Genomic DNA, 24,608 nt, shown 5'->3' with positions numbered 1-24,608 from the left:
GCGCCCAATGCGCGCAGGTCAGTCCGCTTCCTATTGCGCGGGGCCGACAGGGTCAATAATCTCCGCCCAACTGAACATCAAAGGACCTTCCATGTCTGACGATCCCTCGCTTTCGCTCAGCGCGCAGGACAGCCTTGTCGCGGTCATGGTCGCCGTTTCCGCGTCCGACGAAAACATCCGGACCACCGAACTGATCAAGATCGAGGCGGCGGTCAACATGCTGCCCATCTTCGCCGACTACGACAACGACAGGTTAAGCACGATCAGCAAGACGGTGCTCGACCTGTTCGAACAGGAAGACGGCCTTGATGCGCTCTTTGGCCTTGTACGCGACGCCCTGCCCGAACGTCTGTATGAAACCGCCTACGCCCTGGCCTGCGATGTCGCCGCCGCCGATGGCATCCTCGGAGAAGCCGAGCTGCGCCTGCTGGAAGAAATCCGCTACGAGCTGAACATCGACCGGCTTCACGCCGCCGCCATCGAACGCGGCGCCCGTGCGCGTCACCTCAGCTGACCGCCTGACAAATACAGGTGCTAGTGAATCTTGATATTCAGCAGCACGCATTCCGAATAAAGCATGTCGATCTCGGAAGGGCGCAGCAGCCCCTTCTGGCAAAACCGCGGCGTGGCAAAGGCGCGGACATCGTCACAGTCGATACCGGGGGCGGCGAACCTCCGGTCCAGTGACAGGATGGCCTCCCGCGCAGGCAGGACCGACGCCGCGATCCGTGCCGCGTGCCGCGCGAACAGCGGCTGGTCGGCCAGATACATGATCTCATGGGTGACGTATTCATCGTGCTTCTTCTGCGGATAGATCACCATCACGCACAGCCCGTCCGGCGTTTCCACCGCCAGATGCCGCAGCCGCAGCCCCTGATGATCCCCGATGATGCGCCGATCCTTCGCGGTCAGGCGGTCGCCCAGTGCCAGCGGGTCCTCGTGCACCTTCAGTTTCGGCAGGTCCGACGGAAGCCAGACCAGCCGCTCCCGGTCCAGCACCTCCAGCCCCGCCCGTTCCAGAACGCTCACCGCCGCCTTGGCGCTGGAAAAGTTCGTCACCGTCACCTCGGGGTCGGAGGTTGCCAGCGCCATCATCTTGCCGCCCACGCCCTGCCCGCGCAATTCCTTCAAGACATACCATGACGTCATGTCCGCGGTTGTGCGCACACCTTCCGCCGTCAACCGTTCCGCGTAGACCAGCCCAAGCACACCCATCAACCGCCCGTTGTCCCGAACGGTGATGGCATAGCGCCCCTCGGGCCCGCACCAGCGCCCCGCAACAAGACGGCGCCAGCCGTCGATATCCCACTTTGCCTTGACGAAAACCGCGTTCATGAACTGCGCGACTTCCTCGCGTTCGGATGGCGCGGCATAGGCGATCTCAACCATCGGACGGTCCTTTCATAACCTCCGGCAGAGCGATCCACCGGGTACCACCCTGCGCCACCAGGCGGTCCAGCAGCGCCGCGCTGAAGTCCCATGTCGCCTGATCTGTCTGCAGATGATGGGTCACGAACCCCGTCGGCTCGTCCTTTTCCGCGTCACCCGTGCGCCGCTGCGCAAGATGCCGCACGCATTGCTCCAGCGTCTTCTCGACCCCGGCGAAACGCGCGCCTTCCTTCCAGCGGATCGGGTCGATATGGCCGTTGAAATGCGGCAGCCCGACGGGGGCGCGGGGGCGCGTGTCAAAAATCGACACGGCCCTGAATCCCAGGTCCGGCAGGGCGCGCAGCGTCTTGTCCGCGATGCGGTTCCAGGGCGGGACAAATACCGGCAACAGGTTCGGCAACGCCGCCGCCACCATCCGCTGCCAGCCCGTCTGCAGATCGGCCTTTTGCAGCTCCAGGTCCCGGTTGATGCCCACTTCGGACGCGCGCGCGCCCTTCGGTTCGTGGTTCTTGTGGGCGAAACCGTGTTGCAGGCACTGAACCAGCGGCGCCGCCCGCAGACGCGTCGCGAGCCCCGCATCAATGTCATGCGGCACCACCGCAAGGTGCAGCGGGATCGAAAAGCGTTCGGCCAGCGCGATCAGCCGGTCCAGATCGGCGGTCGGCGCTTCGGTATCGTCATCGCGCCACCAGAAGGTCGGCACCTCGCCGGCGGCCTGCCACATCCGCAACTCCTCGTCCAGGTCGGTCCATGTTGCCAAGATATGTCCTTTCAGCCGCAGCCGTCAGCCTGCGTACAGCGCGCCCCAGCGTTCGATCAGCGCCTGCTGCACCCGTTTTGCGCGGATGTTCCAGCTGCGGGCACCCGGCGGGCCTTCGCGCTCCTCCCGGCTGATCTTGGCCCGTTCCTCGCGGTTGGCGGCAAAGATCGCAAAGGCCATGACGGTGCCATCCGCCGCCGTCATGTAGCCCCCCAGACCCGAGACAAAGTTCAGTGTGCCGGTCTTGGCGTCCACCGCGATCGGGTGGTCGCGCACCGGCCGCCCCTTCGAATCGCGCATCCCAAAGGGCTTCAGGATGTCGCGCAGCCCGCTGCCGTGCACCTTGAGCATGGCGCGCGCCATGTCGAGCGCGGTGATCCTGCTGTCATCGCCCAGCCCGGAATGGTCCACCAGCGCGGGCGCGGTCAGCCCCAGCTCCGACACGGCCCAGCGATTCATCGCGGCGGCAGAGGCCCGCAGGTTCTCAACCGGCCCGATCCGCGCCTGCGTGGCGGCGATGCCGACCATCTCGGCGGTCAGGTTGTTGGAATAGCGCAGCATGTCTTTCAGGATCGAAATCAGCGGGTCACTGCGTCGGGTCGCCAGGGTTTCGAACGCGTCAGGCAGGCTGTCCACGATCTCGGGCTGCTGCAGCACGATGCCCTGCGACCGTGCCAGGGTGGCAAACACGTCACCGGCATAGAGACCCGGCTTGCGCACAGGCAGCCAGCGCGACCCGCCGCCGCCCAGCGCACCGCGCGCCACGGTCCACTGGTCCTTTCCGCCGCGTTCCTCGTAGGTGTAAACCGGCGTGCTGCGGTCCGCGACCTGCATCGCGGCCATCACAACAGCGGGCCGGTACTTGTCCGACCGGGCTTCCATGCTGACGGAATAGCCGTTGCTGCCGCGCTTCCATTCAAAATGAACCCGGTTGAAGTTCAGCGCCAACCCCGACACCGCCGGGTTGTAGCCCACATGATCCGGTTGTTCCGGGTCGATCTGCCGCATCACCGGCAGCGCGGCCTCGTAGACCTTGAAGCCGCCCTTGACCGCCCGCACCCCGGCGGCTTTCAGCTCGGCGGCCATGTCGGCCAGCGCATTGGTATCGAGGGTCGGATCACCTCCGCCGACCAGCAACAGATCTCCCTGCACGGCGCCATCGACAATCCCGCCGGTGGCCAGGACGCGTGTCTCGAACCGGTGTTCAGGCCCCAGCGCGTCCAGCGCATAAAGCGCCGTCAAGGCCTTTGCCACGCTGGCGGGCGGCGTCCCGACCTGTTCATTGCGGCACTCCAGCCACTCACCCGTGTCGGTCCGCGCCACGGCAAAGGCCAGGTCGCCGGTCAGTCTCGCGTCCCCGATGATCGTCTCGACATCCGGGATGGCACGTTTGTAAAGGTCGTCGCCCCGCATGGCCGGGCGCACCGACTGGGTTGGCGGTTCGGCCAGAAGCGCCCCGGGCACCGCCCCCAAGGCGGCGGCGGAGCCCAGAAATGACCGGCGTGAAAATAGCTTTTCCATGCGACCGTTTAAACCGCACCTCGTGGCCGTCCACAAGCAGTCAGATATCACATTTTCCAGACCGGAAATGCGTGCTAGCAGGCATCATGAGTCGCGCCGTCGCCATCATGTTCATCGCCATGTCCCTGATCCCTGCAGGGGACAGCGCAGGCAAACTGCTGAGCAGCGGCCTCGGCCTCTCTCCGCTCTTCGTGGCGTGGTCGCGCTTCGCCCTCGGCGCGCTGATCCTGCTGCCGTTTCTGCCGGACGGCAGCGGCGCCCTGTTGCGCAACTGGCGCATCTGGCTGCGGGCGGGAACGCTGGCAATGGGCATCACCTGCATCCAGACCGCCCTGAAAACAGTCGATGTCGCAACTGTCTTCGCCGCCTTCTTCGTCGGGCCGCTGGTCAGCTACATCCTCGCCGTCATCTTCCTGCGCGAGGCCGTGACCCTGCTGCGCAGCACACTGACCGTGCTGGGTTTCGTCGGCGTGCTGCTTGTGGTGCGGCCCGGCCCCGAGGCCGAACTCGGGGTATTCTGGGCCGTTGCCGCGGGGGTGTTCTACGGCACCTTCCTGACCATGTCGCGGTGGTTGTCCGGGCTGGGAAGCCCCATGGCGCTGACCTTTACCCAACTGGTGATCGCCGGAACTCTAACGCTGCCGGTCGGGCTGTGGCACCTGCCCGCCTTCACCCTGCCCATCGCCGGGCTCACATTGGCCTCTGCCACGTGCTCCATGCTTGGCAACCTGCTGCTGCTCGATGCGTATCGGATCGCCCCGGCGACCCGGCTTGCCCCGCTGGTCTATTTCCAGCTGATCGCCGCGGTGGCACTGGGCTTTCTGATCTTTGGCGACCTTCCCGATGGTTTCACCTGGGCGGGCCTGGCGCTGATCATCGGCGCGGGGCTGACGTCGACCCGCCTACGTTGACCAGCCGCCCCGCGCCCTGATCGCGGTGGAGGACGCATCGTTCATGGGCACATTCACAAAACACCAGGCAGGTGCCCTTGACCGCGCCAGCAATTGCCCGAAACGCCCCGGAATACGGTAGGGCGCATACACCGCCGCGGCGCGGCTCATCCGTGCCGAAATCCGCTGGCCGGGTCGGGCCAGCACGCCAATCGGCACCGTCTCGATGATCTGGCCCCAGTCCTGCCACTGATGAAACTGTGCCATGTTGTCGGCCCCCATCAGCCAGACAAAACGGACCCGCGGATAAAGCCTGCGCAGATGTGCCAGTGTCTGTGCGGTATAGCGGGTGCCCAGCCGGTCCTCGATGTCCGTGATCTCGACGCGCGGATGCCGCATGACCTCTCTGGCGCGGTCCATCCTCTTGGCCAGTGGTTCCGGCCCCCGCGCCTTCAGGGGGTTGCCGGGGCTGACCAGCCACCAGACCCGGTCCAGCCCAAACCGTTTGAGCGCCTCGGTGGTGATATGCGCATGACCCGCATGGGCCGGGTCAAACGACCCGCCCAAAAGGCCGACAACCTGCCCCGGCGCGGCATATGGCATGTCATGGCGCAACGAAAACGGCCCCCGAATTTCTTCAGGGGCCGAAAGGAAGGGCTTTGCGCCCCATTGTCAATGCATCCGGTTACTTGTGCCGGGTGAACTCGCCCGCGCGCAGACGGGTGACATAGCTGTTCAGCTCGCGCTTCACGATCGGCATCAGGAAATACAGCGCAATGATGTTCACGATCGCCATGGAGAACAGCATCGCATCCGAGAAGTCGATCACCGGCCCGAGGCTTGCTGCCGCGCCGATCACGATGAACACACAGAAGATCACCTTGAACACCAACTCCTTGGTCTGCCCTTCACCGAACAGATAGGTCCAGGCTTTCAGCCCGTAGTAGGACCAGCTGATCATGGTGGAAAAGGCGAAAAGCACCACCGCCACCATCAGCAGAACCGGGAACCACGAGAACGCCTTGGCATAGGCCGCCGACGTGAGCGCCACACCGCTGACATCCCCATCCGTCGCGATCCGGCCTGCCTCGGCATTCCAGACGTAAAGACCGGTTTCAGGATCGACGTTCATCACGCCGCTGATCACGATCACCAGTGCGGTCATCGTGCAGATCACGACCGTATCAATGAACGGCTCCAGCAAGGCCACGTAACCTTCGGTTATCGGCTCCTTCGTGCGCACCGCAGAGTGCGCGATGGCCGCCGAACCGATGCCCGCCTCGTTGGAGAAAGCGGCACGGCGGAAACCCTGGATGAGCGCCCCGGTAAAGCCGCCGACAACACCCAGACCGGTAAAGGCCCCCATGAAGATCTGGCCGAAGGCCCAGGCAATCTGATCGTAGTTGATCAGCAGGATGAGAACCGACACCAGCACATAGAAAACCCCCATGAACGGGACGACCTTTTCCGTGACCCGTGCGATCGACTTCAGACCGCCCACGATCACCGCAAAGGTGATGCCCGCCAGGATCACACCGGTGATCCAGCCGGGATAGTCGCCGACCACACCGGCGATCTGCGCATGCGCCTGGTTGGCCTGGAACATGTTACCGCCGCCCAGCGCACCGAGGATGGTGAAGATGCTGAACACCACCGCCATGAATCCACCCAGCGGCAGACCCCGCTCGGCAAATCCCTTGACGATATAGTACATCGGGCCGCCCGACACGCTGCCGTCAGGATATTCGTTGCGGTACTTCACACCCAGCGTACATTCGGTGAACTTGGTCGCCATGCCGAACAGCCCCGCGACCACCATCCAGAAGGTCGCACCCGGCCCCCCGATGCTGACCGCAACCGCGACGCCCGCGATGTTGCCCAACCCCACGGTGCCAGACAGCGCCGTCGCCAGCGCCTGAAAGTGGCTGACCTCGCCCGCGTCGTTGGGATCGGAATAGTCGCCTTTCACCAACCGGATGGAATGGACAAACCCCTTGAACTGGATCGCGCCGAAATAGACGGTGAACACCAGCGCCCCGACGACCAGCCACAAGGCGATCCAGGAAAAGGTTGTCCCCGGCAGCGGTGCAAAGATGAAAGAGACATACCAGCCGGTATAATCCGCGAAAATCTCATTGATCCTCTGGTCGATCCCCACGGCCTCCTGCGCGGTGGCAAGCCCCGGCAGAACAGCGGTGATCATTGTCAGTATTGCAGCAAAAAGCCTTTGCATTTCGATGTCCTCCGCTTCAGGGAATGATTGTGACCGGCACGCTCGCCGCAGCGACAAGCCGCCCGGTGACGCCGCCGAACAGCCGTTCTTTCAGGCCGCGCACGCCCACCCGGCCCACGACGATCTGACTGGCGTTCTGGGCCCTGGCGATGTCGTCCAGAATATCGGCGGCGTCGCCGTGCCGGACAATACCCGACACGTCGAGACCCTCGGCCCTGGCCTGGGCAACAGCAGGGTCGATGACCCGGTCGTGCGCCAGTTTCAGTTCCTCTTCGCGGCGCTTGTGGCGCTGCTCGTTTTCCTCGGGCGTCTGGAAAGAGAACGGCGACCATTCGATCACGTAGCAGATCGTGACCGAACACTCGCCGATCATCTTGGCTCTGTCTTTGGCAAAGGCCAGCGCGCGTGCGCCGGCCTCCGATCCGTCCAGGCCCACAACAATTGCGGTTTTTGACATGAGATGTTCCCTGTTGTCCCTGTGCGCCTCACACCAATGTCACATGACATACCGGCGTGACGTCGCAGCTTCGTTTTCCCACGCAGGCGGACATCGACCATTCCGCATGGGCTAACAAAAAGGTAACAGAGAAATGCAACTCATATCGACTGAAATTTTCCTCACTTCAGGCGGATTACCTGAAAATAAGGGATCTGATAGGTGATATGACCCGATCAAAGCCGCAGGATGGGCGCCCATCCTGCGGGATATTGTTCCCGGCATACACTCTTTGGTGGAATCAATTCATCAATAAAAGACACATCTCACAGGCCAGAAAACCTGCGCCGGGAAACCTTCGACGCCAGCGCGATCAGGTGCTTATGCCTGTCGGAACGGATTCTCTGGCCAGCTTACTGACCGACTGCCTGCCGGATTCGACCACGGTCTCGATCTCATTGGTGATCTCCCGGGCCTGGTTCGACAATGCCCGGATCTCCATCGCGACAACGCCAAATCCCCGGCCCATATCGCCAGCGCGCGCCGCTTCTATCGAGGCGTTGACCGACAGCAGGTTGGTCTGCTGCGCGATGGTATTGATGCCGGTGGTCAACTTGTCGATCTGATCCAGCAGTTCGCGCATCAGCTGCAATGTCTCGATCGTCCGGTTGTGTTGTTCGGAGACATCCGTGAGGAAGGCGATATAATGCTTTGCGCCATCCGGCTGCAAATCCATCCTCAGGGCAAGCCGTGCGTAGCCTGTCGAATTGTCCTTGCGATGGATCGGCACCTCGCGGCTGGTGCCCACGATACGGCCCTGACCGGTGTTGCGGTGCCTGTCGACGAAACTGTCGTGATTTGACCGCATCTCCGGCGGCAGCAGCATCTTCACGTTCTTTCCGATCACTTCGGTGCTGCTGTAGCCCCACAGACGTTCGGCTGGCTCGTTGAACGAGAGGATCTTGTTCTTGGCGTCGATGGTCACGACCGCGTCGATGGCATCGGCGTCCGTCGCCCGGCGGCCATGCGCCGCTTGAGTCACAGAATCTAGCATGAGATGTTCCTTTCCAGCGCAAATTATCCGCACGACTCTAAAGAAAAGGTTGCCGGCTGGAGGGGAGGCCGTGAAAATTGTCCGGGCCCCGGCGCGAACGGCCGCCCTGCCTCGCGGGCCCTCGCAGGTCTCCGTTGATCTTGGACCATCGCCGTTATATTGCGGGCCGAAATCGCATTGAACAGACAGGAATTCCGCAATGGCCGCCTACCAGTTCGTCTATCACATGTCCGGTGTATCCAAGGCCTATCCGGGCGGGAAGAAAACCTTTGAAAACATCAACCTGAACTTCTTGCCGGGGGTAAAGATCGGCGTTGTCGGCGTGAACGGCGCGGGTAAATCCACGCTGCTCAAGATCATGGCGGGGCTCGACAAGGATTTTCAGGGCGAAGCTTGGGCCGCCGAAGGCGCCAAGGTCGGCTACCTGCCGCAGGAACCGCAGCTCGACCCGTCCAAGACCGTGCGCGAGAACGTCATGGAAGGCGTGGCAGAGAAAAAGGCCATTCTGGACCGCTACAACGAGCTGGCGATGAACTATTCGGACGAGACCGCCGAAGAGATGGCAAAGCTGCAGGACGACATCGACGCCCAGAACCTGTGGGATCTCGACAGCCAGATCGACGTGTCGATGGAGGCGCTGCGCTGCCCGCCCGACGACGCCGATGTCGCCTCTCTGTCAGGCGGCGAGGCGCGGCGCGTCGCACTGTGCAAGCTGCTGCTCGAAGCGCCCGACATGCTGCTCTTGGACGAACCGACCAACCACCTGGACGCGGAAACCATCGCCTGGCTGCAGCAACACCTGATCGACTACAAAGGGACAATCCTGATCGTCACCCACGACCGCTATTTCCTGGATGACATCACCGGCTGGATACTGGAACTCGACCGGGGCCGCGGTGTGCCCTACGAGGGCAACTATTCCGACTGGCTGGAACAGAAGGCCAAGCGCCTCGAACAGGAGGCGCGCGAGGACAAGTCCAAGCAAAAGACGCTGGAGCGCGAACTGGAATGGATGCGTCAGGGCGCCAAGGCGCGGCAGGCCAAATCCAAAGCCCGGATCAACGCCTACAACGAACTGGCCGAAACCTCCGAACGCGAGAAACTGTCGCGCGCGCAGATCGTCATCCCCAACGGCCCGCGCCTTGGCAACAAGGTGATCGAGGTCGAGGGCCTGAAAAAGGCGATGGGCGACAAACTGCTGGTCGAAGGTCTGGATTTCTCCCTTCCGCCGGGCGGGATCGTCGGGGTCATCGGCCCCAACGGCGCCGGTAAATCCACGTTGTTCAAGATGCTCACCGGCCAGGAAAAGCCTGATGCGGGGTCCATCGAATACGGCGATACCGTCGATCTGTCCTATGTCGATCAATCCCGCGACGACCTGAAGGCCGACGATACGGTCTGGCAGGCCATCACCGGCGGGGCCGAGCTGATCAAACTGGGCGACGCCGAGGTCAACTCCCGCGCTTATTGCTCGTCCTTCAACTTCAAGGGCGGCGACCAGCAGAAAAAGGTTGGCCTGCTGTCGGGGGGTGAACGCAACCGCGTCCACATGGCCCGCCTGCTGAAAGAGGGCGGCAACGTCCTGCTGCTGGACGAACCGACCAACGATCTGGACGTCGAAACCCTGCGCGCGCTCGAAGATGCGCTGGTGGATTTCGCGGGTTGCGCCGTGGTCATCTCCCACGACCGCTTCTTCCTCGACCGGATCTGCACCCACATCCTCGCCTTCGAAGGCGAAGCCCATGTGGAGTGGTTCGAAGGCAACTTCGAAGACTACGAGGAAGACAAGAAACGCCGCCTGGGCGCGGATGCTCTGGAACCCAAGCGGCTCAAGCACAAGAAGTTCGTGCGTTGAGCTTTGCGTAGCAGTTTCAACGCGGGCGCGGCAGGGCTTGTTTAGCAGGGCTTGTTGACAAGCCCGGCTGCACATATTGGCGGGGCCGCGCCTGACGGGCGGCCCATCGGGTCACGATGTGCGCGACACCTTGGCATCCAGCTTTTCGAACAGGGCATCCTCCTGCTCTTCCCGGACGCCGCGCAGCAGGTCGGTGTTGGTCTTCTTGGCGCGCAGCAAGTCGCTGGCCGAAACCCCGGACCAAAGACGCTGATCGGACAGGGTGGTCAGCCGGATTGCAGGCGGCATCGGCGTGCCGCTGGCCGCCACGTCCCAATCCGCCGACAGCGTGGCGTTGATCTGCGTCAGAACCGCGTCCCGGTTGAACCTTTCGCGGCCCAGCACGACCCCCATGAAACGACCGGACCCGGTATAGGCCAGCCGCGCCGTCCGTTGCTCAAGCGCGCTCACCATCGCCTTGGCGACAGCCTCCAGGTGGAAACGGAACGCCGGAGGAGCGACCGCGCGGTGAATGCCACGCAGACCAACCACATCGACAGTGAACGGCGTCATCGCATAAAGCCCCTCGGGCAGACGCAACAGGCTGTTTTCAAGCGCCAGAAGGTCCGTGACCTCGGGCGTTTCAAGCTTGATCGGCTCCTCAAAGCGGACCTTCATCTGGGCTGTCAGATCGGCCAGGGTGTGCCGCACTTCGCGTTCGCGGTGCAGGCTGTCGTTCAGCATGCTGGCGGACACGATCCGTGCGCTCAACTCCACGCCGTCCAGCGGCTTGGAGATGAAATCGGTTGCGCCCGCGTAAAAGGCGCGTTCCATCAGGTCGGCTTCGCGGCTCGCGGTGATCATGATGATGGGGGCAGAGCGATAGGCCTGTGTCTGCCGGATGCGGTCACACAGCTCGATACCGTCGATCCCCGGCAACATGACGTCCAGCAGAAAGCACTCGAAAGGTTCGATCGGGCCTGCGACCAGCGTCAGCGCCTCTTCCGCAGTCTTGCAGGTGGTCAATTGATACCCGCGGTCGTCGGCCAGAGCCCGTTCCAACAGGTCGAGAATCACCGGATCGTCATCAACGGCAAGAATACGCATGTGTCATCCCCTAAAGTTGGCCGGTCGCGCGACGCGCACAGGCTGCGAGCAGATAGTTCTTTCAAGATGTGCGAGCGGAGAGAGGGCAATTTTGCGTCGCGATTAAGACAATTTTAAGATTGGAGGTCGATTATTTCCGAACATGTCAAGAATGTGCCGAAAGCGATAAAAGCTGCCTATCTGTCGGCAAAAGCCTTGCCAGAATTGGCCGTAAATACAGTAATTTGTGCCGAAAACTGGCCGGGACCTCCGCGGCGCCCGCGCGCTGACGTAACGGAACAGAATCTCTCTCACCCCGCCTGTACTGATCCATCCGGACAGCCGGGGCCCTGTCTCTTCACGCCGCTTGGAACTCTGTTCGCAGCCTCGCGTTTCCATTTCGTGTCGGGGGCAACGAACGTCTGTCCGGCCATTGTGCAACAACAGGTAGATTTTTCGGCGCAAAGACTTGCCAGCCTCGCGGTCGACCCCGAAAATACAACATCTGCCAACCCAATTCATATGGAGCATTACATGCGCCGCCGTACATTTATCGCCAGTTCCCTGGCTGCTGCCGCCCTGCCACATGCCCTGAGCGCACAGGCCGGTGCCTATGACCCCACCCCACAGGAAGTGTCGATCAAAAGCCAGTATCAGCCAGGTCAGCTGCTGATCCTGCCGCGCAGCCACTACCTGTACTACGTGACCTCCCCCGGTCGGGCGATCCGCTATGGCGTCGGTGTCGGCAAGGCCGGCCTTGAATTCACCGGCACCGCAACGATCGACGTGAAAAAGGAATGGCCGACCTGGCGTCCCACGGATGAGATGATCGAACGCGACCCGCAGGCGTACAAGCGTTTCATCGGCAATACCGACGCGCAACCGGGCGGCCCATCGAACCCTCTGGGCGCGCGGGCGCTCTACCTGTTCCAGAACGGCAAGGACACGTATTTCCGCATCCACGGCACCAACCAGCCCGGCTCGATCGGCCGGTCGGTGTCCAACGGCTGCATCCGGATGCTGAACGAACACGTCAAGGATCTGTACCAGCGGGTTCCCCTGGGCACCAAAGTCACCGTGCTCTGAGTCCACTGAAGCGAAACGTCGGGGGCCGACGCCTTAACCAGCGTCGGAACCCCCCCCAAGAGCCGCAGACATACAAAGCAAAAGGCCGGTACATCGTACCGGCCTTTTCCATCTCGACGGGTCGCGGATCAGTTCAGTGCTTCATCCGTGATCTCATGAGTCCAGGCGCCTTCCGGCTCCTTCGTGATGGCGGGGTTTTCCTCGCTCACCGCGGACAGCAGCGTCTGCACCGTCTGTTCATAGTCCGCCGGGTCCAGCGCACCGTTGCTGCCCGCCGTCAGCTTGGCAACCTCTCCCACCATATATAGCTGGTGATCCAGTTCCTGCGCGCCGGACGCGTCGTTCTCGATGACGATCTCAGCGGCTTCCTCCTGGTTTTCCTCGGCATATTTCCAGCCCTTCATCGACGCACGGACGAAACGGACCATCTTGTCCTTGAAGGCCGGATCCTCCAGATCATCCTCCAGGACATACAGCCCGTCTTCCAGCATCCCGAAGCCCATTTCCAGGTAATTGAAAGTGACCAGCTCTTCAGGGGTGATGCCCGCTTCGATGATCTGGTTGTACTCGTTGTAGGTCATGGTCGAAATGCAGTCCGCCTGTCCCTGGATCAGCGGATCCGCGGAAAACGCCTGCTTCAGCACCGTCACGCCGTTCTCGTCGGCGCCGTCCGTCTCAAGCCCCAGCGACGCCATCCAGGCGTAGAACGGATATTCGTTGCCGAAAAACCAGACGCCCATGGTGCGGCCCGCAAAATCCTCGGGGCTTTCCACACCCGTCGACTTGAGGCAGTTGACCTGAAGGCCACCGGTCTTGAAAGGCTGTGCGATATTGACCAGCGGCACACCGCGTTCCCGCGCGGCAAGACCCGCGGCCATCCAGGTCACGATCACATCGGCACCACCGCCGACGATCACCTGCTCGGGCGCGATGTCGGGACCACCGGGCTTGATGGTGACGTTCAGCCCCTCTTCTTCGTAGAACCCCTTGTCTTTTGCCACGTAGTAGCCTGCGAATTGCGCCTGCGTGACCCATTTCAGTTGCAGCGTCACATCGTCGGCGGCCTGGGCCATCGTGCCCCACAGCCCCAGCGCCGCGCCGGCCACGATCTTGGTCATCTTCTTCATAGTCTTACTCCCGTTGGTTGGTCTTCTTGATTAATGCCTCTGGCTTGGATGCCAGAATGTCACGCGTTGTTCGGCCAGTGCCATCAGCCCGTAGAAGGCCGAGCCCGCCAGCGCCGCGACAAAGATTTCTGCCCATACCAGGTCCAGGGTCAACTGCCCCACCGATGTCGAGATGCGAAAGCCCATCCCGACGATGGGCGAGCCGAAAAATTCAGCAACGATCGCACCGATCAGCGCCAGCGTCGTCCCGATCTTGAGACCGTTGAACACGAAGGGCATCGCACAGGGCAGTCGCAATTTGATCATGGTGGACCAGTAGCCCGCCGCGTAGGTGCGCATCAGATCCTTCTGCATTGCATCGGCCGCCTGCAATCCCTGCACCGTGTTCACCAGCATGGGAAAGAACACCATGACCACGACAACCGCCGCCTTGGACTGCCAGTCAAAGCCGAACCACATCACCAGGATCGGCGCCATCCCGATCACCGGCAGGGCGGCCACGAAATTCCCGACGGGCAGAAGACCCCGTTGCAAGAACGGAAAGCGGTCGATCGCCACCGCGATCAGAAAAGCCGCGCCGCAGCCGATCACATAGCCCGAAAGAGCGCCCTTCAGCACGGTCTGGACGAAATCGGCCCAGAGCAGGTCAGCCGAAGCTGAGATCCGAGCCGCGATCGCCGTGGGCGCAGGCAGCAGCACCTGGTTGATCCCGAACCCGCGCACCACGCCCTCCCACACCGCCAACAGCGTGACCCCAAAGACAATCGGCGCCGCAAGCGACACCCACCAGCTGGAGGGCCGTCGTGCCAGCGAGACGTTTATCAGCAAGCCCAGCAGCCATGCGGCGACGGCGAACAGAACCCAACCCATCAACTCATCCCCATCCGGCGCAGGGTGAACCGCTGCAACAGGCCGATGAACCCGACCAGACAGGCTGCCAGAACCGCCGCCATCACCAGCGCCGACCAGATCTGCACCGTCTGCCCGTAATAGCTGCCTGCCAGCAACCGCGCGCCGAGCCCAGCAACCGCCCCCGTGGGCAGCTCACCCACAATGGCCCCCACCAGCGATGCCGCCATCGCGACCTTCAGCGAGGTAAAGAGATACGGCATCGAAGACGGCAGCCTGAGCTTCCAGAAAGTCTGCCCCCGGCTCGCATGCCATGTGCGCATCTGGTCCAGCTGCATCGCATCGGGGCTGCGCAGCCCCTTGACCATGCCCACCACAACCGGAAAGAACGACAGATACATGCTGATCAACGCCTTCGGCAGCAGGCCCGAAACGCCGACGGCGTTCAGCACCACGATGATCATCGGCGCAATCGCGAGAATGGGAATGGTCTGGCTCGCGATGACCCACGGCATGACCGACAGGTCCATCGTCCTGTTGTGGACGATCCCCACTGCCAGCAAGATACCCAGCCCCGTGCCCAGGGCAAACCCGAGCAAGGTCGCGCTGAGCGTGATGCCAGAATGATAGACCAGCGACCGTTTCGAGGTAATCGCCTTCTGCACGGTGGTTTCCCAGACTTCCCGCACCACCTGATGCGGCGCGGGCAGCTTCGGCTTCTTCTGGGACCAGGTATCCGTCACCAGCTGCACCGCTGTCAGATCCGCCCCGGCGCGCTGCGCCTTGTTGTAGGCCCAGGGCGCGTTGAGCCAGACCGCCGCTGCATACCAGAAAACCAGCAGGAACCCGACGACGGTCAACACAGGGACGACAGACCGCCTCATGCGACACCCCCTGCTTCATTGTTCCTCAAATACACAAATGACCCGGCCAGCCGCAGGCGGTGGATTTTGTGTATTTTAAGAACAATGAAAGGAATTGGTTGTTTTCTGCACCAGCGGTACAGGCTGGTGAGCCGATGACCGTGAACGATGAAGGGGGACCTCGCCTCCCCACACAAACGGCGGAGCGGACCCGGAACGTCACAGCAAGTCGTGGCGGACCGGGCCGCTTTATCGCGCTCACGCATCTCCATGCCCCGCCCGCAACCCTTTACGCACCCGGTGGGCCACCTCCAGAAATTCCGGCGTGTCGCGAATATCCAGCGGCCGCTCGCGCGGCAGCGGGCTGTCGATCACGTCGGTGATCCTGCCCGGGCGCGGCGACATCACCACGATTTTCGTACTGAGGAATACCGCCTCCGGGATCGAATGCGTCACGAAAGCGATGGTCTTGCCGGTGCGTTCCCACAGTTTCAGCAACTGCTCGTTCAGATGGTCGCGCACGATTTCATCCAGGGCGCCGAAGGGCTCGTCCATCAGCAGGATATCCGCATCGAACCCCAGTGCCCGCGCAATGCTGGCCCTCTGCTGCATCCCGCCCGACAGCTGCCAGGGGAATTTCCGCTCAAACCCGCTCAACTCCACCAAATCCAGCACCCGCGCCACGCGCGCGTCCTGCTCGGCCTTGGGGATGCCCATGATCTCCAGCGGCAGGCGGATATTCCCGCCAATCGTGCGCCAGGGATAAAGCCCCGCCGCCTGGAACACATAGCCATAAGCCCGCGACTTCCGGGCTTCTTCCGGCGTCATGCCGTTCACCGTAACAGTGCCGCCCGTGGGCTTTTCGAGGTCGGCCATCACCCGCAGGAAGGTCGTCTTGCCACAACCCGAGGGGCCGATGAAGGAGACGAAGTCGCCCTTGTCGATATCCAGGCTGACATCCTTCAACGCGTGGATCGGCCCATCGCTGGTCTCGAAAGTCAGGTCGAGGTCACGTGCCGAAATAACCGGCTGCTGCGATAAGGAGCTGGCGGGGGCAGACGTGTCCCCGGCGGGCGATGCATCAGTCACCTGGTCAAATCCCCGCCGGAATGTTCAAAGGATCGCGCTTGATCATCTTCGGAGAATTCAACTCCTTCCATTTCGACAGCGCCACGTTGGCGCTGGGGAAGGCGGGGCGCGGGATGAACTTGCCCCGGCCCGGCTGCGGCTGGCTGTTCTGCCCCCAGGCCCAGATCACCTCGCCCCGGCTCAGCGTGTAACGCGCGTTCGCCGTCACTTCGAAGCCCTCGAAGACGTTGTAGTCGAGCACCGAATGATGGTTGGCGGGTGTGATCGTCTTGGTGATCTTGGGATCCCACACCACGATATCCGCATCCGCGCCTTCGACGATGGCCCCCTTGCGCGGATAGATGTTGAGGATCTTGGCCACATTGGTCGAGGTCGCGGCGACGAATTCGTTCGGCGTCAGCCGCCCGGTCTCCACCCCTGTCGTCCAGAGCACGCTCAGACGTTCCTCCAGCCCGTTCGACCCGTTGGGAATGATGCGGAAATCATCCTTGCCGGCACGTTTCTGCTCGGTCGAGAAGGCGGCGTGGTCCGTCGCCACCACCTGCAGCGACCCCGCCTGCAACCCGGCCCAGAGGCTGTCCTGATGGTCCTTGCTGCGGAACGGGGGCGACATGACGCGGCGCGCGGCATGGTCCCAGTCCTTGTTGAAATATTCGCTCTCGTCCAGCGTCAGGAACTGGATCAGCGGCTCGCCGTAAACCCGCATCCCCTTTTGTCGCGCCCGGCGGATCGCCTCGTGGGTCTGCTCGCAGGAGACATGCACGATGTACAAGGGCACACCGGCGGTATCGGCGATGGTAATCGCACGGTTCGCCGCCTCCCCCTCCAGCTCCGGTGGGCGGGAATAGGCGTGGCCCTCCGGCCCGGTGATGCCCTGATCGAAATACTTCTGCTGCAGCTCTGCCACCAGGTCGCCGTTCTCGGCATGGACCATCGGCAGCGCGCCCAGCTCGGCACAGCGTTTGAAGGACGCGAACATCTCGTCGTCCTCGATCATCAGCGCGCCCTTGTAGGCCATGAAATGCTTGAACGAGTTCACGCCCATCTCCACGGCGTCCTTCATCTCGTTAAAGACATTCTCGTCCCAGCCGGTGATCGCCATGTGATAGCCGACGTCGGAACAGATCTGGGGCGCGGACTTGCGGTGCCATTCGTTGATCGCGTTCTTGATGCTGCCATCGGCACCCGGCAGGCAGAAATCGACAATCATCGTGGTCCCGCCACAGGCGGCGGCCCATGTGCCGCTCTCGAAGGTCTCGGCGGCGGTGGTGCCCATGAAGGGCATTTCCAGATGGGTATGCGGGTCGATCCCGCCGGGAATGACATAGGCGCCTTCCGCGTCGATATATTCGTCGCCTGTCAGGTCCTCGCCGATGCGGACGATCTTTTCGCCCTCGATCAGCACATCCGCCTTCCAGGTCCGGTCCGCCGTGCAGACCATGCCGCCCTTGATCACCTTGCTCATCACGTCTCTCCCGTCAGTTTCTCTTTGTGCCCAAATGTTCCGAAGCGTCCCGCGGGGGCCGCGCCCCCGCCTCAGACCGATCCGAAACACCCCAGCGCAGGCCCGTGCACCCCGATATCCAGCGGCCCGAAATCGCTTTCCACGCAAAGCGAGAAATACCCCGCTGTCGGCAGGTAAACGACCCGGTAGGTGCCGTCCCCGCGGCTGACCGACCAGCACCGCTGGGTGATGCCGCCCGAAAATGTCACCGTCACTTCGCGCGGCACACGCCGCAGGCGCTGGAATTCCCGGGCGGTGCGCCGGTCGATACGGTCGGCGCTGGACAGGGCCTGCGCCACCTCCGCATCCAGCAGCGTGCTGATCCGCCGGGGTATCGACAGCCCCTGTGCAATCATGCGCTGCCCCGGAATTTTCGAAAATTCCGGACCGATTTTTTCCAAAAAATCGGCACCAGCCTCACCCGACAACCTCTGCTGTTTCCACCACCGCGTGCAACAAGACATCGGTGCCCGCCTGCGCCCAGTCCTTCGAAATCTCTTCCGCCTCGTTGTGGCTCAGCCCGTCGACGCAGGGGCACATCACCATCGCCGTGGGGGCGACGCGGTTGATCCAGCAGGCATCGTGCCCCGCGCCCGAGATCAGGTTCATGTGGCTGTAGCCCAGCCGCTCGGCCGCGTCGCGCACCGCGCTGACGCATCCCTCATCGAATGCCACCGGGTCGAACCCGCCGACCTTCTCGAATTCGATGCCAAGCTCCATGTCATCCGCGATCTTCTGCGCCTCCTGCCGCAGGCGCTTTTCCATGTCCTCGATCACGCTCAGGTCGGGCGACCGGAAATCGACGGTAAAGACCACCTTGCCCGGGATCACGTTGCGCGAATTGGGATAGACGTCGATATGCCCCGCCGCCCCCACCGCATGCGGTTTGTGCGACCAGGCGATCTCGTCCACCTTCTCCAGAATGCGCGCCATGCCCAGCCCCGCGTTGCGGCGCATCGGCATGGGGGTCGATCCGGTGTGGCTGTCCTTGCCCGTCACCGTCACCTGCGTCCAGGACAATCCCTGCCCGTGGGTGACAACCCCGATCTGCTTGTCCTCGGCCTCCAGGATTGGCCCCTGTTCGATGTGAAGCTCGAAAAAGGCGTGCATCTTGCGCGCACCCGTCTCTTCCTCGCCGCGCCAGCCGATGCGCTTGAGCTCGTCGCCAAAGGATTTGCCCTCCGCATCGACGCGATCATAGGCCCAGTCCTGGGTGTGGATCCCCGCGAACACCCCCGATGACAGCATCGCGGGGGCATAGCGGGTGCCCTCCTCGTTCGTGAAGTTGGTCACGACGATCGGGTGCTTGGTCTTGACCCCCAGGTCATTCAGGGTGCGCACGATCTCAAGCCCCGCAAGCACACCCAGCACGCCGTCATACTTGCCGCCCGTCGGCTGCGTATCAAGGTGCGAGCCCACATAGACCGGCAACGCGTCGGGGTCCGTGCCCTCGCGGTGCGCGAACATGTTGCCCATCTGGTCCAGCCCCATGGTGCAGCCCGCGTCCTCGCACCATTTCCGGAACAGCGCGCGGCCCTCGGCATCCTCATCCGTCAGGGTCTGCCGATTGTTGCCACCCGCCACGCCCGGCCCGATCCTGGCCATCTCCATCAGGCTGTCCCACAGGCGGTCCGGGTTCGTCCTCAGGTTCTCTCCGGGTGCGGGCATCTGCTGGCTCCTCGACAGGCTGGCGATTAAATTTTACCATTTGGTAAAGGCACGATTGCGATTACACTGGCATCTGTCAAGAACTGCTTTGGCCTCGTTTCCGTGCTTTGGGGACATGCCTCAATTATCAGCATCCGAAGGGAGACGCCCTTGCCAGACGGCGCGTCCAAGAAACCAAGCCGCATCCAGAAACGCAACCGTGGAAAGATCCTGGACGCAGCACTTGAGGTGTTTTCGCGGCACGGCTTTCGCGGCGCGACGCTCGATCAGATCGCGGCGGAGGCAGGACTGAGCAAGCCGAACATCCTGTATTACTTTGACGGCAAGGAGGACATCCACGTCACCCTGCTCAGCCGTCTGATGGACAGCTGGCTGGATCCGCTGGTGGCGATGAACCCGCAAGGTGATCCGGCGACGGAAATCCTGTCATACGTGCAGCGCAAACTCGACATGGCCCGCGACCTGCCCCGCGAAAGCCGGCTGTTCGCCAATGAGATCCTTCAGGGCGCCCCGCGGATCGAACCCGAACTGACCGGCCACCTGAAACCGCTCTTCGACGAGAAATGCGCCCTGATCGCCAGCTGGTCCGCCCAGGGCCGGCTGCCGCCGCTGGACCCGCAGCACCTGATCTTTTCGATCTGGGCCACGACACAGCATTATGCGGATTTCGAAAGCCAGGTCAGTATCCTGATGGGCCCCGATGAAGACCCGCACGCCCGGGCCTCCACCCACCTGCGGCGGATGTTCGAAGCGATGCTCAAGGTCTGAGCGGCCCGGATCCCGCTGCCGTTTCTCGGTATCCCACGGGGCCGCAGGCGCAGCATCCCGGCCAGGCACAGGCGTCTTTACACTTCCTTCATGATTGCGCCGCAGGCTGTCTCATGGGCGAAAAGCCCTGTTTCACATGATCGGAGCAGAGATGAGTGTTCTACTTTTGACCAATCCATTCGCGGTGCATGGCACGGCCACGGCCGGGCAAAAAGTCGTACAGGGCACCGATGCCAGTGTCACCGCAACGTCACCCGCGGTCAGGATCGCGCCCGCCACCCGCCCCGCCGATACCCCCCGACAGGGGTCCTCGACCTCCCATTCCGGCACCGGTGCCGGTGCGGGCGGTGAGGCGGCACAGCGCCCCGCGCTGTCACGCCGTCCGACGGACGCCACGGCAGGTTCGATCATGGCCGCGCAGATCGAAAACCTGATGCCGACACTGGCAGAAATTTCCAGCACCATGCCCGACCCCTTACCGACCTCACCCTTCCTGAAAGGGGCCGGACAGGCCTAGGCTCTGGACCTATTACTCGGCGGCGGTCACAGAGGGATTGTTCGGATGGGTCGTCCAGTTGGCGTAGTCCGGCTCCACCACCTTGCCGGTGCGCGGATCGGTGCTGCCGGGTGCCATCGCCTCCATCGTGATGCAGTCTTCCACCGGGCAGACGTTGACGCACAGGTTGCAGGCGACGCATTCCGCGTCGATCACCGTGAACGTCCGGTCCTCTGACATGGCGATGGCCTGATGGCTGGTGTCCTCGCAGGCGGCAAAGCAGCGGCCGCAGGAAATGCACAGGTCCTGATCGATCTTGGCCTTGGCGATGTAATTCAGGTTCAACTGGTTCCAGTCCGTGACATTGGGCACGGCCGCGCCCTTGAAGTCGTCGATGCTGGTGTGGCCCTTGCTGTCCATCCAGTCGGACAGGCCGCTGATCATTTCCTGCACAACCTTGAAACCATAGGTCATCGCGGCGGTGCAGACCTGCACGTTGCCACAGCCCAGCGTAATGAACTCCGCCGCATCGCGCCATGTGGTGACGCCGCCGATCCCCGAGATCGGCAAGCCACGCGTGTCGGGGTCGCGCGCTATCTCCGACACCATCGACATCGCGATGGGCTTGACCGCCGGTCCGCAATAGCCGCCATGCGATCCCTTGCCGTCAATCGACGGCTCCGGCGACATGGTATCGAGGTTGACGGAGGTGATCGAATTGATCGTGTTGATCAGGCTGACCGCATCCGCGCCCCCGGCCTTGGCCGCCGCCGCGGGCTTGCGGATGTCGGTGATGTTCGGCGTCAGTTTCACGATCACCGGCTTTGAATAATACTGCTTGCACCAGCGCGTCACCATTTCGATGTATTCCGGCACCTGGCCCACCGCAGCGCCCATGCCGCGCTCGCTCATCCCGTGGGGGCAGCCAAAGTTCAGCTCGATCCCGTCCGCGCCGGTGTCTTCGACCAGCGGCAGGATCGCCTTCCAGGCTTCCTCCTCGCAGGGGACCATGATCGACACGACGATGGCCCGGTCGGGATAGTCGGCCTTGACGCGCTTGATCTCTTCCAGATTGGTGTAAAGGTCGCGGTCGGTGATCAGTTCGATGTTGTTCAGACCCAGCAGGCGCCGGTCCGCCCCGTAAATCGCGCCATAGCGCGGGCCGTTCACATTGACCACGGGCGGCCCCTCGGACCCCAGTGTTTTCCAGACCACACCGCCCCACCCGGCCTCGAAGGCGCGGCGCACGTTGTACTCCTTGTCCGTCGGCGGCGCAGAGGCAAGCCAGAACGGGTTCGGGGATGTGATCCCGATAAAGTCGGTCGTCAGATCAGCCATTGTGCAATCCTCAAATGATGTGTCCGTTCCGATGCGCTCGTTTCCGGCGGTGGCCTCGCGGGGCGCGCCTCAGATGTTAACCCATTGTTAATAAACAAGGTTTCGCATGCGAAACCTCATTTGGTCAGTGCCATGTGAATGTCCATCGCCGCATCGCGGCCCTCGGCCACGGCGGTCACGGTCAGGTCGTCGCCGCCGCTGGCGCAATCGCCCCCGGCCCAGATGCCCGCCACGCTGGTCCGGCCGGTGCCGTCCACCTTGATCTTGCGTCCGTCGAGGTCAGGCACGCCCTGCGCCTCCAGCGTCTGGCCGATGGCCTTGAACACCTGGTCGGCGGGCAGTTTCAGCTTCTGCCCGGTGCCCTTCATCGCGTCGTCGACATATTCGAATTCGATCTCCCGCACCGCGCCGTTGCCATGCACCGCCACCGGCACCGCATGCGTCACGATCCGCACCCCCTTGGAAGCGGCGAGGTCCTGCTCGAAAACAGAGGCATTCATCCGGTCGCGCCCGCGCCGGTAGACCAGCGTGACGTTGAGCGCCCCCAGCAGCTTGGCCTGCACCGCGGCGTCCACCGCCGTCATGCCGCCGCCGATCACCACCACGTCGCGGCCAATTGGCAGGGCCGACAGATCATCGGCCTGACGCAATTCGGCAATGAAATCGACCGCGTCGCTGACGCCTGTCTTGTCCTCGCCCTCGGCCCCCAGGGCGTTCACACCGCCCAGACCGATGCCAAGAAACACGGCGTCATACTCCGCCTTCAGATCCTCCAGCGTCAGGTCCCGGCCCAGCGCGCTTTCATGCCTGAAGCTGATGCCGCCGATCTGCATCAGCCAGTCGACCTCTGCCTGGGCAAAACCACCCGGTGTCTTGTAGGCCGCGATGCCGTATTCGTTCAGACCGCCCGGCTTGGGCCGCGCATCGTGGATCACCACGTCATGCCCCAGCATCGCCAGCCGATGCGCGCAGGACAGGCCCGCCGGGCCCGCGCCCACCACCGCCACAGTCTTGCCGGTGGAGGCCGCGCGGACAAAGGGATGCACCCCCTGCGCCTGCAAATGGTCCGTCGCATAGCGTTGCAACTGGCCGATCAGCACCGGCTTGCCCTCGGCCATCTCACGCACACAGGCCTGTTCGCACAGGGTTTCCGTCGGACAGACCCGCGCGCACATGCCGCCCAGGATGTTCTGGCTCAGGATCGTCTTGGCCGCCGCATCCGGCGTGCCCGTCGCGATCTGTCGAATGAACAGCGGAATGTCGATATCCGTCGGGCAGGCGGTGATGCAGGGGGCATCATGGCAGAAATAGCACCGATCCGCCGCCACCAGCGCCTCGTGATGCTCCAGCGGCGGATGCAGATCCGCAAACTGGGTCTGATATGCCTCCGGGTTCAGCCGACCCGCTAGAATTCCCGGTTCAAAGACGTCTGAAGTCATCTGGAGCACCTTGCTTTGGCTGGGTTCTGAAAAACTCTGCATCAGAGTAATTTTTTTATCAAGTGGTCAAATTATTTCATTCCGGTGAAATTTCTTGCGCAAGTGGCCGCCGATTGGGCCGAGCAACCGAAAGGCACTTGATTTTCGAGTGATTCCTTTCATTATCGACCCCGCTGCACGAACGACTTTCGACACTCCCTGCCTTTCGGCGCTGGAACGATCACGCTTTCGTCCGAGCCACGCTGCCGCATCCTGCGGGCAGACCAAAGACAGGAGACCCGGTCCATGGCATCTGGCACCGTAAAATGGTTCAACACGACCAAAGGCTACGGCTTCATCGCCCCTGATGGGGGCGGCAAAGACATCTTTGTCCACATCTCTGCAGTAGAACGCGCGGGTCTGACCGGCCTCGCGGACAACCAGAAAGTGACTTTCGATGTCGAAGCAGGCCGTGACGGCCGTGAGAGCGCGGCGAATATCGCGCTGGCCTGAACACATCAGTTTCATGAGGGAATGCGGGCGCTTTCATGCGCCCGTTTTCTTTTTCGGGACCGGGTTCAGGGCGCGGACCAGTCGACGTCTCCGGCCTGTGTCACCTGCAACCGCCCATCCGGCCAGGGCCGCATGAGGGGGCGCACCGCCTCTTCGCCGCTGGTGAGCCAGGTTTGAATGTCCTTTCGCGCCAGCAGGACACCCATGCGATGATGGACCGGCCCCACGTCCCCGTTCGGCGGGCAGGTCAAGGTGGCCACCTGGGCCACCTGCATCCCGCCCGGGGCCTGCCACAGGTCGGTGATGGCGGCGAAGTAGAGAAAGCCACCGCCCACAGGCGCGATCCGCCAGGCCGTCTTGCGCCGTTTCTCGCCGGTCCATTCGTACCAACCGTTCACCGGCACCACGGCGCGGCCGGTCCCGGCAAAGGCGCTTTTGTCGAAAACCGTTTCGCTGCGCGCGTTCACCAGCATTTCCATCACGGGACGGCCCCGCGCGTTGACCCGCCCCACCGGGACAATGCCCCAGCGCATCGGCACGAGCCCCGCCTCGGTCAGCGTCACGATCTGCTGCCCGGGCGCGATATTGGCGCGCGGCGGTTCGTCTGCCAATCCTGCGGCAGGCACACCCAACTCTGCCGCCAGCGCCGGGATTGGCGCGGTAAGAAACAGCCGCCCCGGCAAGGA

At 62.9% G+C, this 24,608-nt stretch carries 25 protein-coding genes; 7 read left to right on the top strand and 18 right to left on the bottom strand.

Annotated features, from left to right (window positions below; all coding sequences use genetic code 11):
- The first annotated feature begins 91 nt into the window (after nt 1-91).
- Nucleotides 92-514, top strand: coding sequence for a tellurite resistance TerB family protein (locus FIU94_RS07950; RefSeq protein ID WP_152465269.1), 423 nt, complete (start codon nt 92-94; stop codon nt 512-514).
- A gap of 20 nt (nt 515-534) precedes the next feature.
- Here FIU94_RS07950 and FIU94_RS07945 read toward each other — a convergent pair whose 3' ends face one another.
- From FIU94_RS07945 to dacB, 3 genes are read right to left on the bottom strand one after another with little or no spacing between them, the layout of a single operon-like run.
- Entirely contained in the window at nt 535-1,389 is an 855-nt protein-coding gene (locus FIU94_RS07945; protein WP_152465268.1) for a GNAT family N-acetyltransferase, read from the bottom strand.
- Complete coding sequence (locus FIU94_RS07940; protein WP_152465267.1) at nt 1,382-2,149, bottom strand: polysaccharide deacetylase family protein; 768 nt, start codon at nt 2,147-2,149, stop codon at nt 1,382-1,384. Before FIU94_RS07940 ends, FIU94_RS07945 begins: the two co-directional genes overlap by 8 nt.
- 24 nt (nt 2,150-2,173) lie before the next feature.
- Nucleotides 2,174-3,670, bottom strand: coding sequence for a D-alanyl-D-alanine carboxypeptidase/D-alanyl-D-alanine-endopeptidase (dacB, locus tag FIU94_RS07935; protein ID WP_152465266.1), 1,497 nt, complete (start codon nt 3,668-3,670; stop codon nt 2,174-2,176).
- Between the two features lie 86 nt (nt 3,671-3,756).
- Between dacB and FIU94_RS07930 the strand changes: the two genes are divergently transcribed.
- Complete coding sequence (locus FIU94_RS07930; RefSeq protein ID WP_152465265.1) at nt 3,757-4,581, top strand: DMT family transporter; 825 nt, start codon at nt 3,757-3,759, stop codon at nt 4,579-4,581.
- Here FIU94_RS07930 and FIU94_RS07925 read toward each other — a convergent pair.
- The 4 genes from FIU94_RS07925 to FIU94_RS07910 all read right to left on the bottom strand — a co-directional run bounded on the left by FIU94_RS07925 (nt 4,573) and on the right by FIU94_RS07910 (nt 8,283).
- Nucleotides 4,573-5,163, bottom strand: coding sequence for a nicotinate-nucleotide adenylyltransferase (locus FIU94_RS07925; protein WP_152465264.1), 591 nt, complete (start codon nt 5,161-5,163; stop codon nt 4,573-4,575). The two genes, FIU94_RS07930 and FIU94_RS07925, sit on opposite strands and share 9 nt — an antisense overlap.
- Nucleotides 5,164-5,245: 82 nt before the next feature.
- The gene (locus tag FIU94_RS07920; RefSeq protein ID WP_152466981.1) at nt 5,246-6,763 is read right to left on the bottom strand and encodes a sodium:alanine symporter family protein; all 1,518 of its coding nucleotides are present in this window, start codon (nt 6,761-6,763) and stop codon (nt 5,246-5,248) included.
- A 46-nt stretch (nt 6,764-6,809) separates the two neighbouring features.
- The gene (locus tag FIU94_RS07915) at nt 6,810-7,250 is read right to left on the bottom strand and encodes a universal stress protein (RefSeq protein WP_152465263.1); all 441 of its coding nucleotides are present in this window, start codon (nt 7,248-7,250) and stop codon (nt 6,810-6,812) included.
- Nucleotides 7,251-7,602: 352 nt separating this feature from the next.
- Complete coding sequence (locus FIU94_RS07910; RefSeq protein ID WP_152465262.1) at nt 7,603-8,283, bottom strand: methyl-accepting chemotaxis protein; 681 nt, start codon at nt 8,281-8,283, stop codon at nt 7,603-7,605.
- A gap of 199 nt (nt 8,284-8,482) precedes the next feature.
- Between FIU94_RS07910 and ettA the strand changes: the two genes are divergently transcribed.
- Nucleotides 8,483-10,138: an energy-dependent translational throttle protein EttA gene (ettA, locus tag FIU94_RS07905; protein ID WP_152465261.1), complete on the top strand. Its 1,656-nt coding sequence runs from the start codon at nt 8,483-8,485 to the stop codon at nt 10,136-10,138.
- 111 nt (nt 10,139-10,249) lie between these two features.
- Here the strand turns inward: ettA and FIU94_RS07900 are convergent, their stop codons facing one another.
- Entirely contained in the window at nt 10,250-11,224 is a 975-nt protein-coding gene (locus tag FIU94_RS07900; RefSeq protein ID WP_152465260.1) for a response regulator, read from the bottom strand.
- A gap of 513 nt (nt 11,225-11,737) precedes the next feature.
- On the opposite strand from FIU94_RS07900, the gene FIU94_RS07895 reads away from it, so the two are divergent.
- The gene (locus FIU94_RS07895; RefSeq protein ID WP_152465259.1) at nt 11,738-12,289 is read left to right on the top strand and encodes a L,D-transpeptidase; all 552 of its coding nucleotides are present in this window, start codon (nt 11,738-11,740) and stop codon (nt 12,287-12,289) included.
- A 128-nt stretch (nt 12,290-12,417) separates the two neighbouring features.
- Here FIU94_RS07895 and FIU94_RS07890 read toward each other — a convergent pair whose 3' ends face one another.
- From FIU94_RS07890 to FIU94_RS07860, 7 genes are all read right to left on the bottom strand, one after another.
- Entirely contained in the window at nt 12,418-13,407 is a 990-nt protein-coding gene (locus FIU94_RS07890) for an ABC transporter substrate-binding protein (RefSeq protein WP_152466980.1), read from the bottom strand.
- Nucleotides 13,408-13,446: 39 nt separating this feature from the next.
- Nucleotides 13,447-14,286 carry an ABC transporter permease gene (locus FIU94_RS07885; RefSeq protein WP_152465258.1) on the bottom strand — a complete coding sequence of 280 codons (840 nt, stop codon included), beginning with the start codon at nt 14,284-14,286 and terminating at the stop codon, nt 13,447-13,449.
- Nucleotides 14,286-15,149 carry an ABC transporter permease gene (locus tag FIU94_RS07880; RefSeq protein ID WP_152465257.1) on the bottom strand — a complete coding sequence of 288 codons (864 nt, stop codon included), beginning with the start codon at nt 15,147-15,149 and terminating at the stop codon, nt 14,286-14,288. Before FIU94_RS07880 ends, FIU94_RS07885 begins: the two co-directional genes overlap by 1 nt.
- A 237-nt stretch (nt 15,150-15,386) precedes the next feature.
- Nucleotides 15,387-16,151, bottom strand: a complete 765-nt coding sequence (locus tag FIU94_RS07875) for an ABC transporter ATP-binding protein (RefSeq protein WP_254702652.1) — start codon at nt 16,149-16,151, stop codon at nt 15,387-15,389.
- Between the two features lie 70 nt (nt 16,152-16,221).
- Nucleotides 16,222-17,682 (bottom strand): dihydropyrimidinase, encoded by a 1,461-nt coding sequence (hydA, locus tag FIU94_RS07870; protein WP_152465255.1) that lies wholly within the window; start codon nt 17,680-17,682, stop codon nt 16,222-16,224.
- A 71-nt stretch (nt 17,683-17,753) separates the two neighbouring features.
- Nucleotides 17,754-18,077: a hypothetical protein gene (locus FIU94_RS07865; RefSeq protein ID WP_152465254.1), complete on the bottom strand. Its 324-nt coding sequence runs from the start codon at nt 18,075-18,077 to the stop codon at nt 17,754-17,756.
- A 61-nt stretch (nt 18,078-18,138) separates the two neighbouring features.
- Nucleotides 18,139-19,389, bottom strand: a complete 1,251-nt coding sequence (locus FIU94_RS07860) for a Zn-dependent hydrolase (protein WP_152465253.1) — start codon at nt 19,387-19,389, stop codon at nt 18,139-18,141.
- Nucleotides 19,390-19,539: 150 nt separating this feature from the next.
- On the opposite strand from FIU94_RS07860, the gene FIU94_RS07855 reads away from it, so the two are divergent.
- Nucleotides 19,540-20,157 (top strand): TetR family transcriptional regulator C-terminal domain-containing protein, encoded by a 618-nt coding sequence (locus FIU94_RS07855; protein ID WP_152465252.1) that lies wholly within the window; start codon nt 19,540-19,542, stop codon nt 20,155-20,157.
- A gap of 151 nt (nt 20,158-20,308) precedes the next feature.
- Nucleotides 20,309-20,674, top strand: coding sequence for a hypothetical protein (locus tag FIU94_RS07850; protein WP_152465251.1), 366 nt, complete (start codon nt 20,309-20,311; stop codon nt 20,672-20,674).
- Between the two features lie 12 nt (nt 20,675-20,686).
- On the opposite strand, the gene preA is transcribed toward FIU94_RS07850, so the two are convergent.
- Nucleotides 20,687-21,991, bottom strand: a complete 1,305-nt coding sequence (gene preA, locus FIU94_RS07845; RefSeq protein WP_152465250.1) for an NAD-dependent dihydropyrimidine dehydrogenase subunit PreA — start codon at nt 21,989-21,991, stop codon at nt 20,687-20,689.
- 116 nt (nt 21,992-22,107) lie between these two features.
- Nucleotides 22,108-23,430 (bottom strand): NAD(P)-dependent oxidoreductase, encoded by a 1,323-nt coding sequence (locus FIU94_RS07840; protein ID WP_152465249.1) that lies wholly within the window; start codon nt 23,428-23,430, stop codon nt 22,108-22,110.
- A 285-nt stretch (nt 23,431-23,715) separates the two neighbouring features.
- Here FIU94_RS07840 and FIU94_RS07835 point away from each other — a divergent pair, with 285 nt between their 5' ends.
- Nucleotides 23,716-23,922, top strand: a complete 207-nt coding sequence (locus tag FIU94_RS07835; RefSeq protein WP_067294005.1) for a cold-shock protein — start codon at nt 23,716-23,718, stop codon at nt 23,920-23,922.
- A gap of 65 nt (nt 23,923-23,987) precedes the next feature.
- On the opposite strand, the gene FIU94_RS07830 is transcribed toward FIU94_RS07835, so the two are convergent.
- Entirely contained in the window at nt 23,988-24,605 is a 618-nt protein-coding gene (locus FIU94_RS07830; protein ID WP_152465248.1) for an SOS response-associated peptidase, read from the bottom strand.
- Nucleotides 24,606-24,608 lie beyond the last annotated feature (3 nt).

The sequence above is a fragment of the Sulfitobacter sp. THAF37 genome (assembly GCF_009363555.1).
Lineage (GTDB): Bacteria > Pseudomonadota > Alphaproteobacteria > Rhodobacterales > Rhodobacteraceae > Sulfitobacter.
Note: the sequence above shows the minus strand (reverse complement) of the source record. Positions and strands in the feature narration are given on the sequence as shown.

Excerpts from the sequence above, each read along its gene's own strand:
- FIU94_RS07920 (WP_152466981.1), bottom strand. The coding sequence starts at position 6,763 with ATGATCACCGCTGTTCTGCCGGGGCTTGCCACCGCGCAGGAGGCCGTG.
- FIU94_RS07950 (WP_152465269.1), top strand. The coding sequence starts at position 92 with ATGTCTGACGATCCCTCGCTTTCGCTCAGCGCGCAGGACAGCCTTGTC.
- FIU94_RS07895 (WP_152465259.1), top strand. The coding sequence starts at position 11,738 with ATGCGCCGCCGTACATTTATCGCCAGTTCCCTGGCTGCTGCCGCCCTG.
- FIU94_RS07915 (WP_152465263.1), bottom strand. The coding sequence starts at position 7,250 with ATGTCAAAAACCGCAATTGTTGTGGGCCTGGACGGATCGGAGGCCGGC.
- FIU94_RS07880 (WP_152465257.1), bottom strand. The coding sequence starts at position 15,149 with ATGAGGCGGTCTGTCGTCCCTGTGTTGACCGTCGTCGGGTTCCTGCTG.
- FIU94_RS07900 (WP_152465260.1), bottom strand. The coding sequence starts at position 11,224 with ATGCGTATTCTTGCCGTTGATGACGATCCGGTGATTCTCGACCTGTTG.
- FIU94_RS07850 (WP_152465251.1), top strand. The coding sequence starts at position 20,309 with ATGAGTGTTCTACTTTTGACCAATCCATTCGCGGTGCATGGCACGGCC.
- FIU94_RS07890 (WP_152466980.1), bottom strand. The coding sequence starts at position 13,407 with ATGACCAAGATCGTGGCCGGCGCGGCGCTGGGGCTGTGGGGCACGATG.
- FIU94_RS07865 (WP_152465254.1), bottom strand. The coding sequence starts at position 18,077 with ATGATTGCACAGGGGCTGTCGATACCCCGGCGGATCAGCACGCTGCTG.
- FIU94_RS07930 (WP_152465265.1), top strand. The coding sequence starts at position 3,757 with ATGAGTCGCGCCGTCGCCATCATGTTCATCGCCATGTCCCTGATCCCT.
- FIU94_RS07860 (WP_152465253.1), bottom strand. The coding sequence starts at position 19,389 with ATGCCCGCACCCGGAGAGAACCTGAGGACGAACCCGGACCGCCTGTGG.
- FIU94_RS07910 (WP_152465262.1), bottom strand. The coding sequence starts at position 8,283 with ATGCTAGATTCTGTGACTCAAGCGGCGCATGGCCGCCGGGCGACGGAC.
- FIU94_RS07835 (WP_067294005.1), top strand. The coding sequence starts at position 23,716 with ATGGCATCTGGCACCGTAAAATGGTTCAACACGACCAAAGGCTACGGC.
- hydA (WP_152465255.1), bottom strand. The coding sequence starts at position 17,682 with ATGAGCAAGGTGATCAAGGGCGGCATGGTCTGCACGGCGGACCGGACC.
- FIU94_RS07945 (WP_152465268.1), bottom strand. The coding sequence starts at position 1,389 with ATGGTTGAGATCGCCTATGCCGCGCCATCCGAACGCGAGGAAGTCGCG.
- FIU94_RS07925 (WP_152465264.1), bottom strand. The coding sequence starts at position 5,163 with ATGCCATATGCCGCGCCGGGGCAGGTTGTCGGCCTTTTGGGCGGGTCG.
- FIU94_RS07840 (WP_152465249.1), bottom strand. The coding sequence starts at position 23,430 with ATGACTTCAGACGTCTTTGAACCGGGAATTCTAGCGGGTCGGCTGAAC.
- ettA (WP_152465261.1), top strand. The coding sequence starts at position 8,483 with ATGGCCGCCTACCAGTTCGTCTATCACATGTCCGGTGTATCCAAGGCC.
- FIU94_RS07885 (WP_152465258.1), bottom strand. The coding sequence starts at position 14,286 with ATGGGTTGGGTTCTGTTCGCCGTCGCCGCATGGCTGCTGGGCTTGCTG.
- dacB (WP_152465266.1), bottom strand. The coding sequence starts at position 3,670 with ATGGAAAAGCTATTTTCACGCCGGTCATTTCTGGGCTCCGCCGCCGCC.
- preA (WP_152465250.1), bottom strand. The coding sequence starts at position 21,991 with ATGGCTGATCTGACGACCGACTTTATCGGGATCACATCCCCGAACCCG.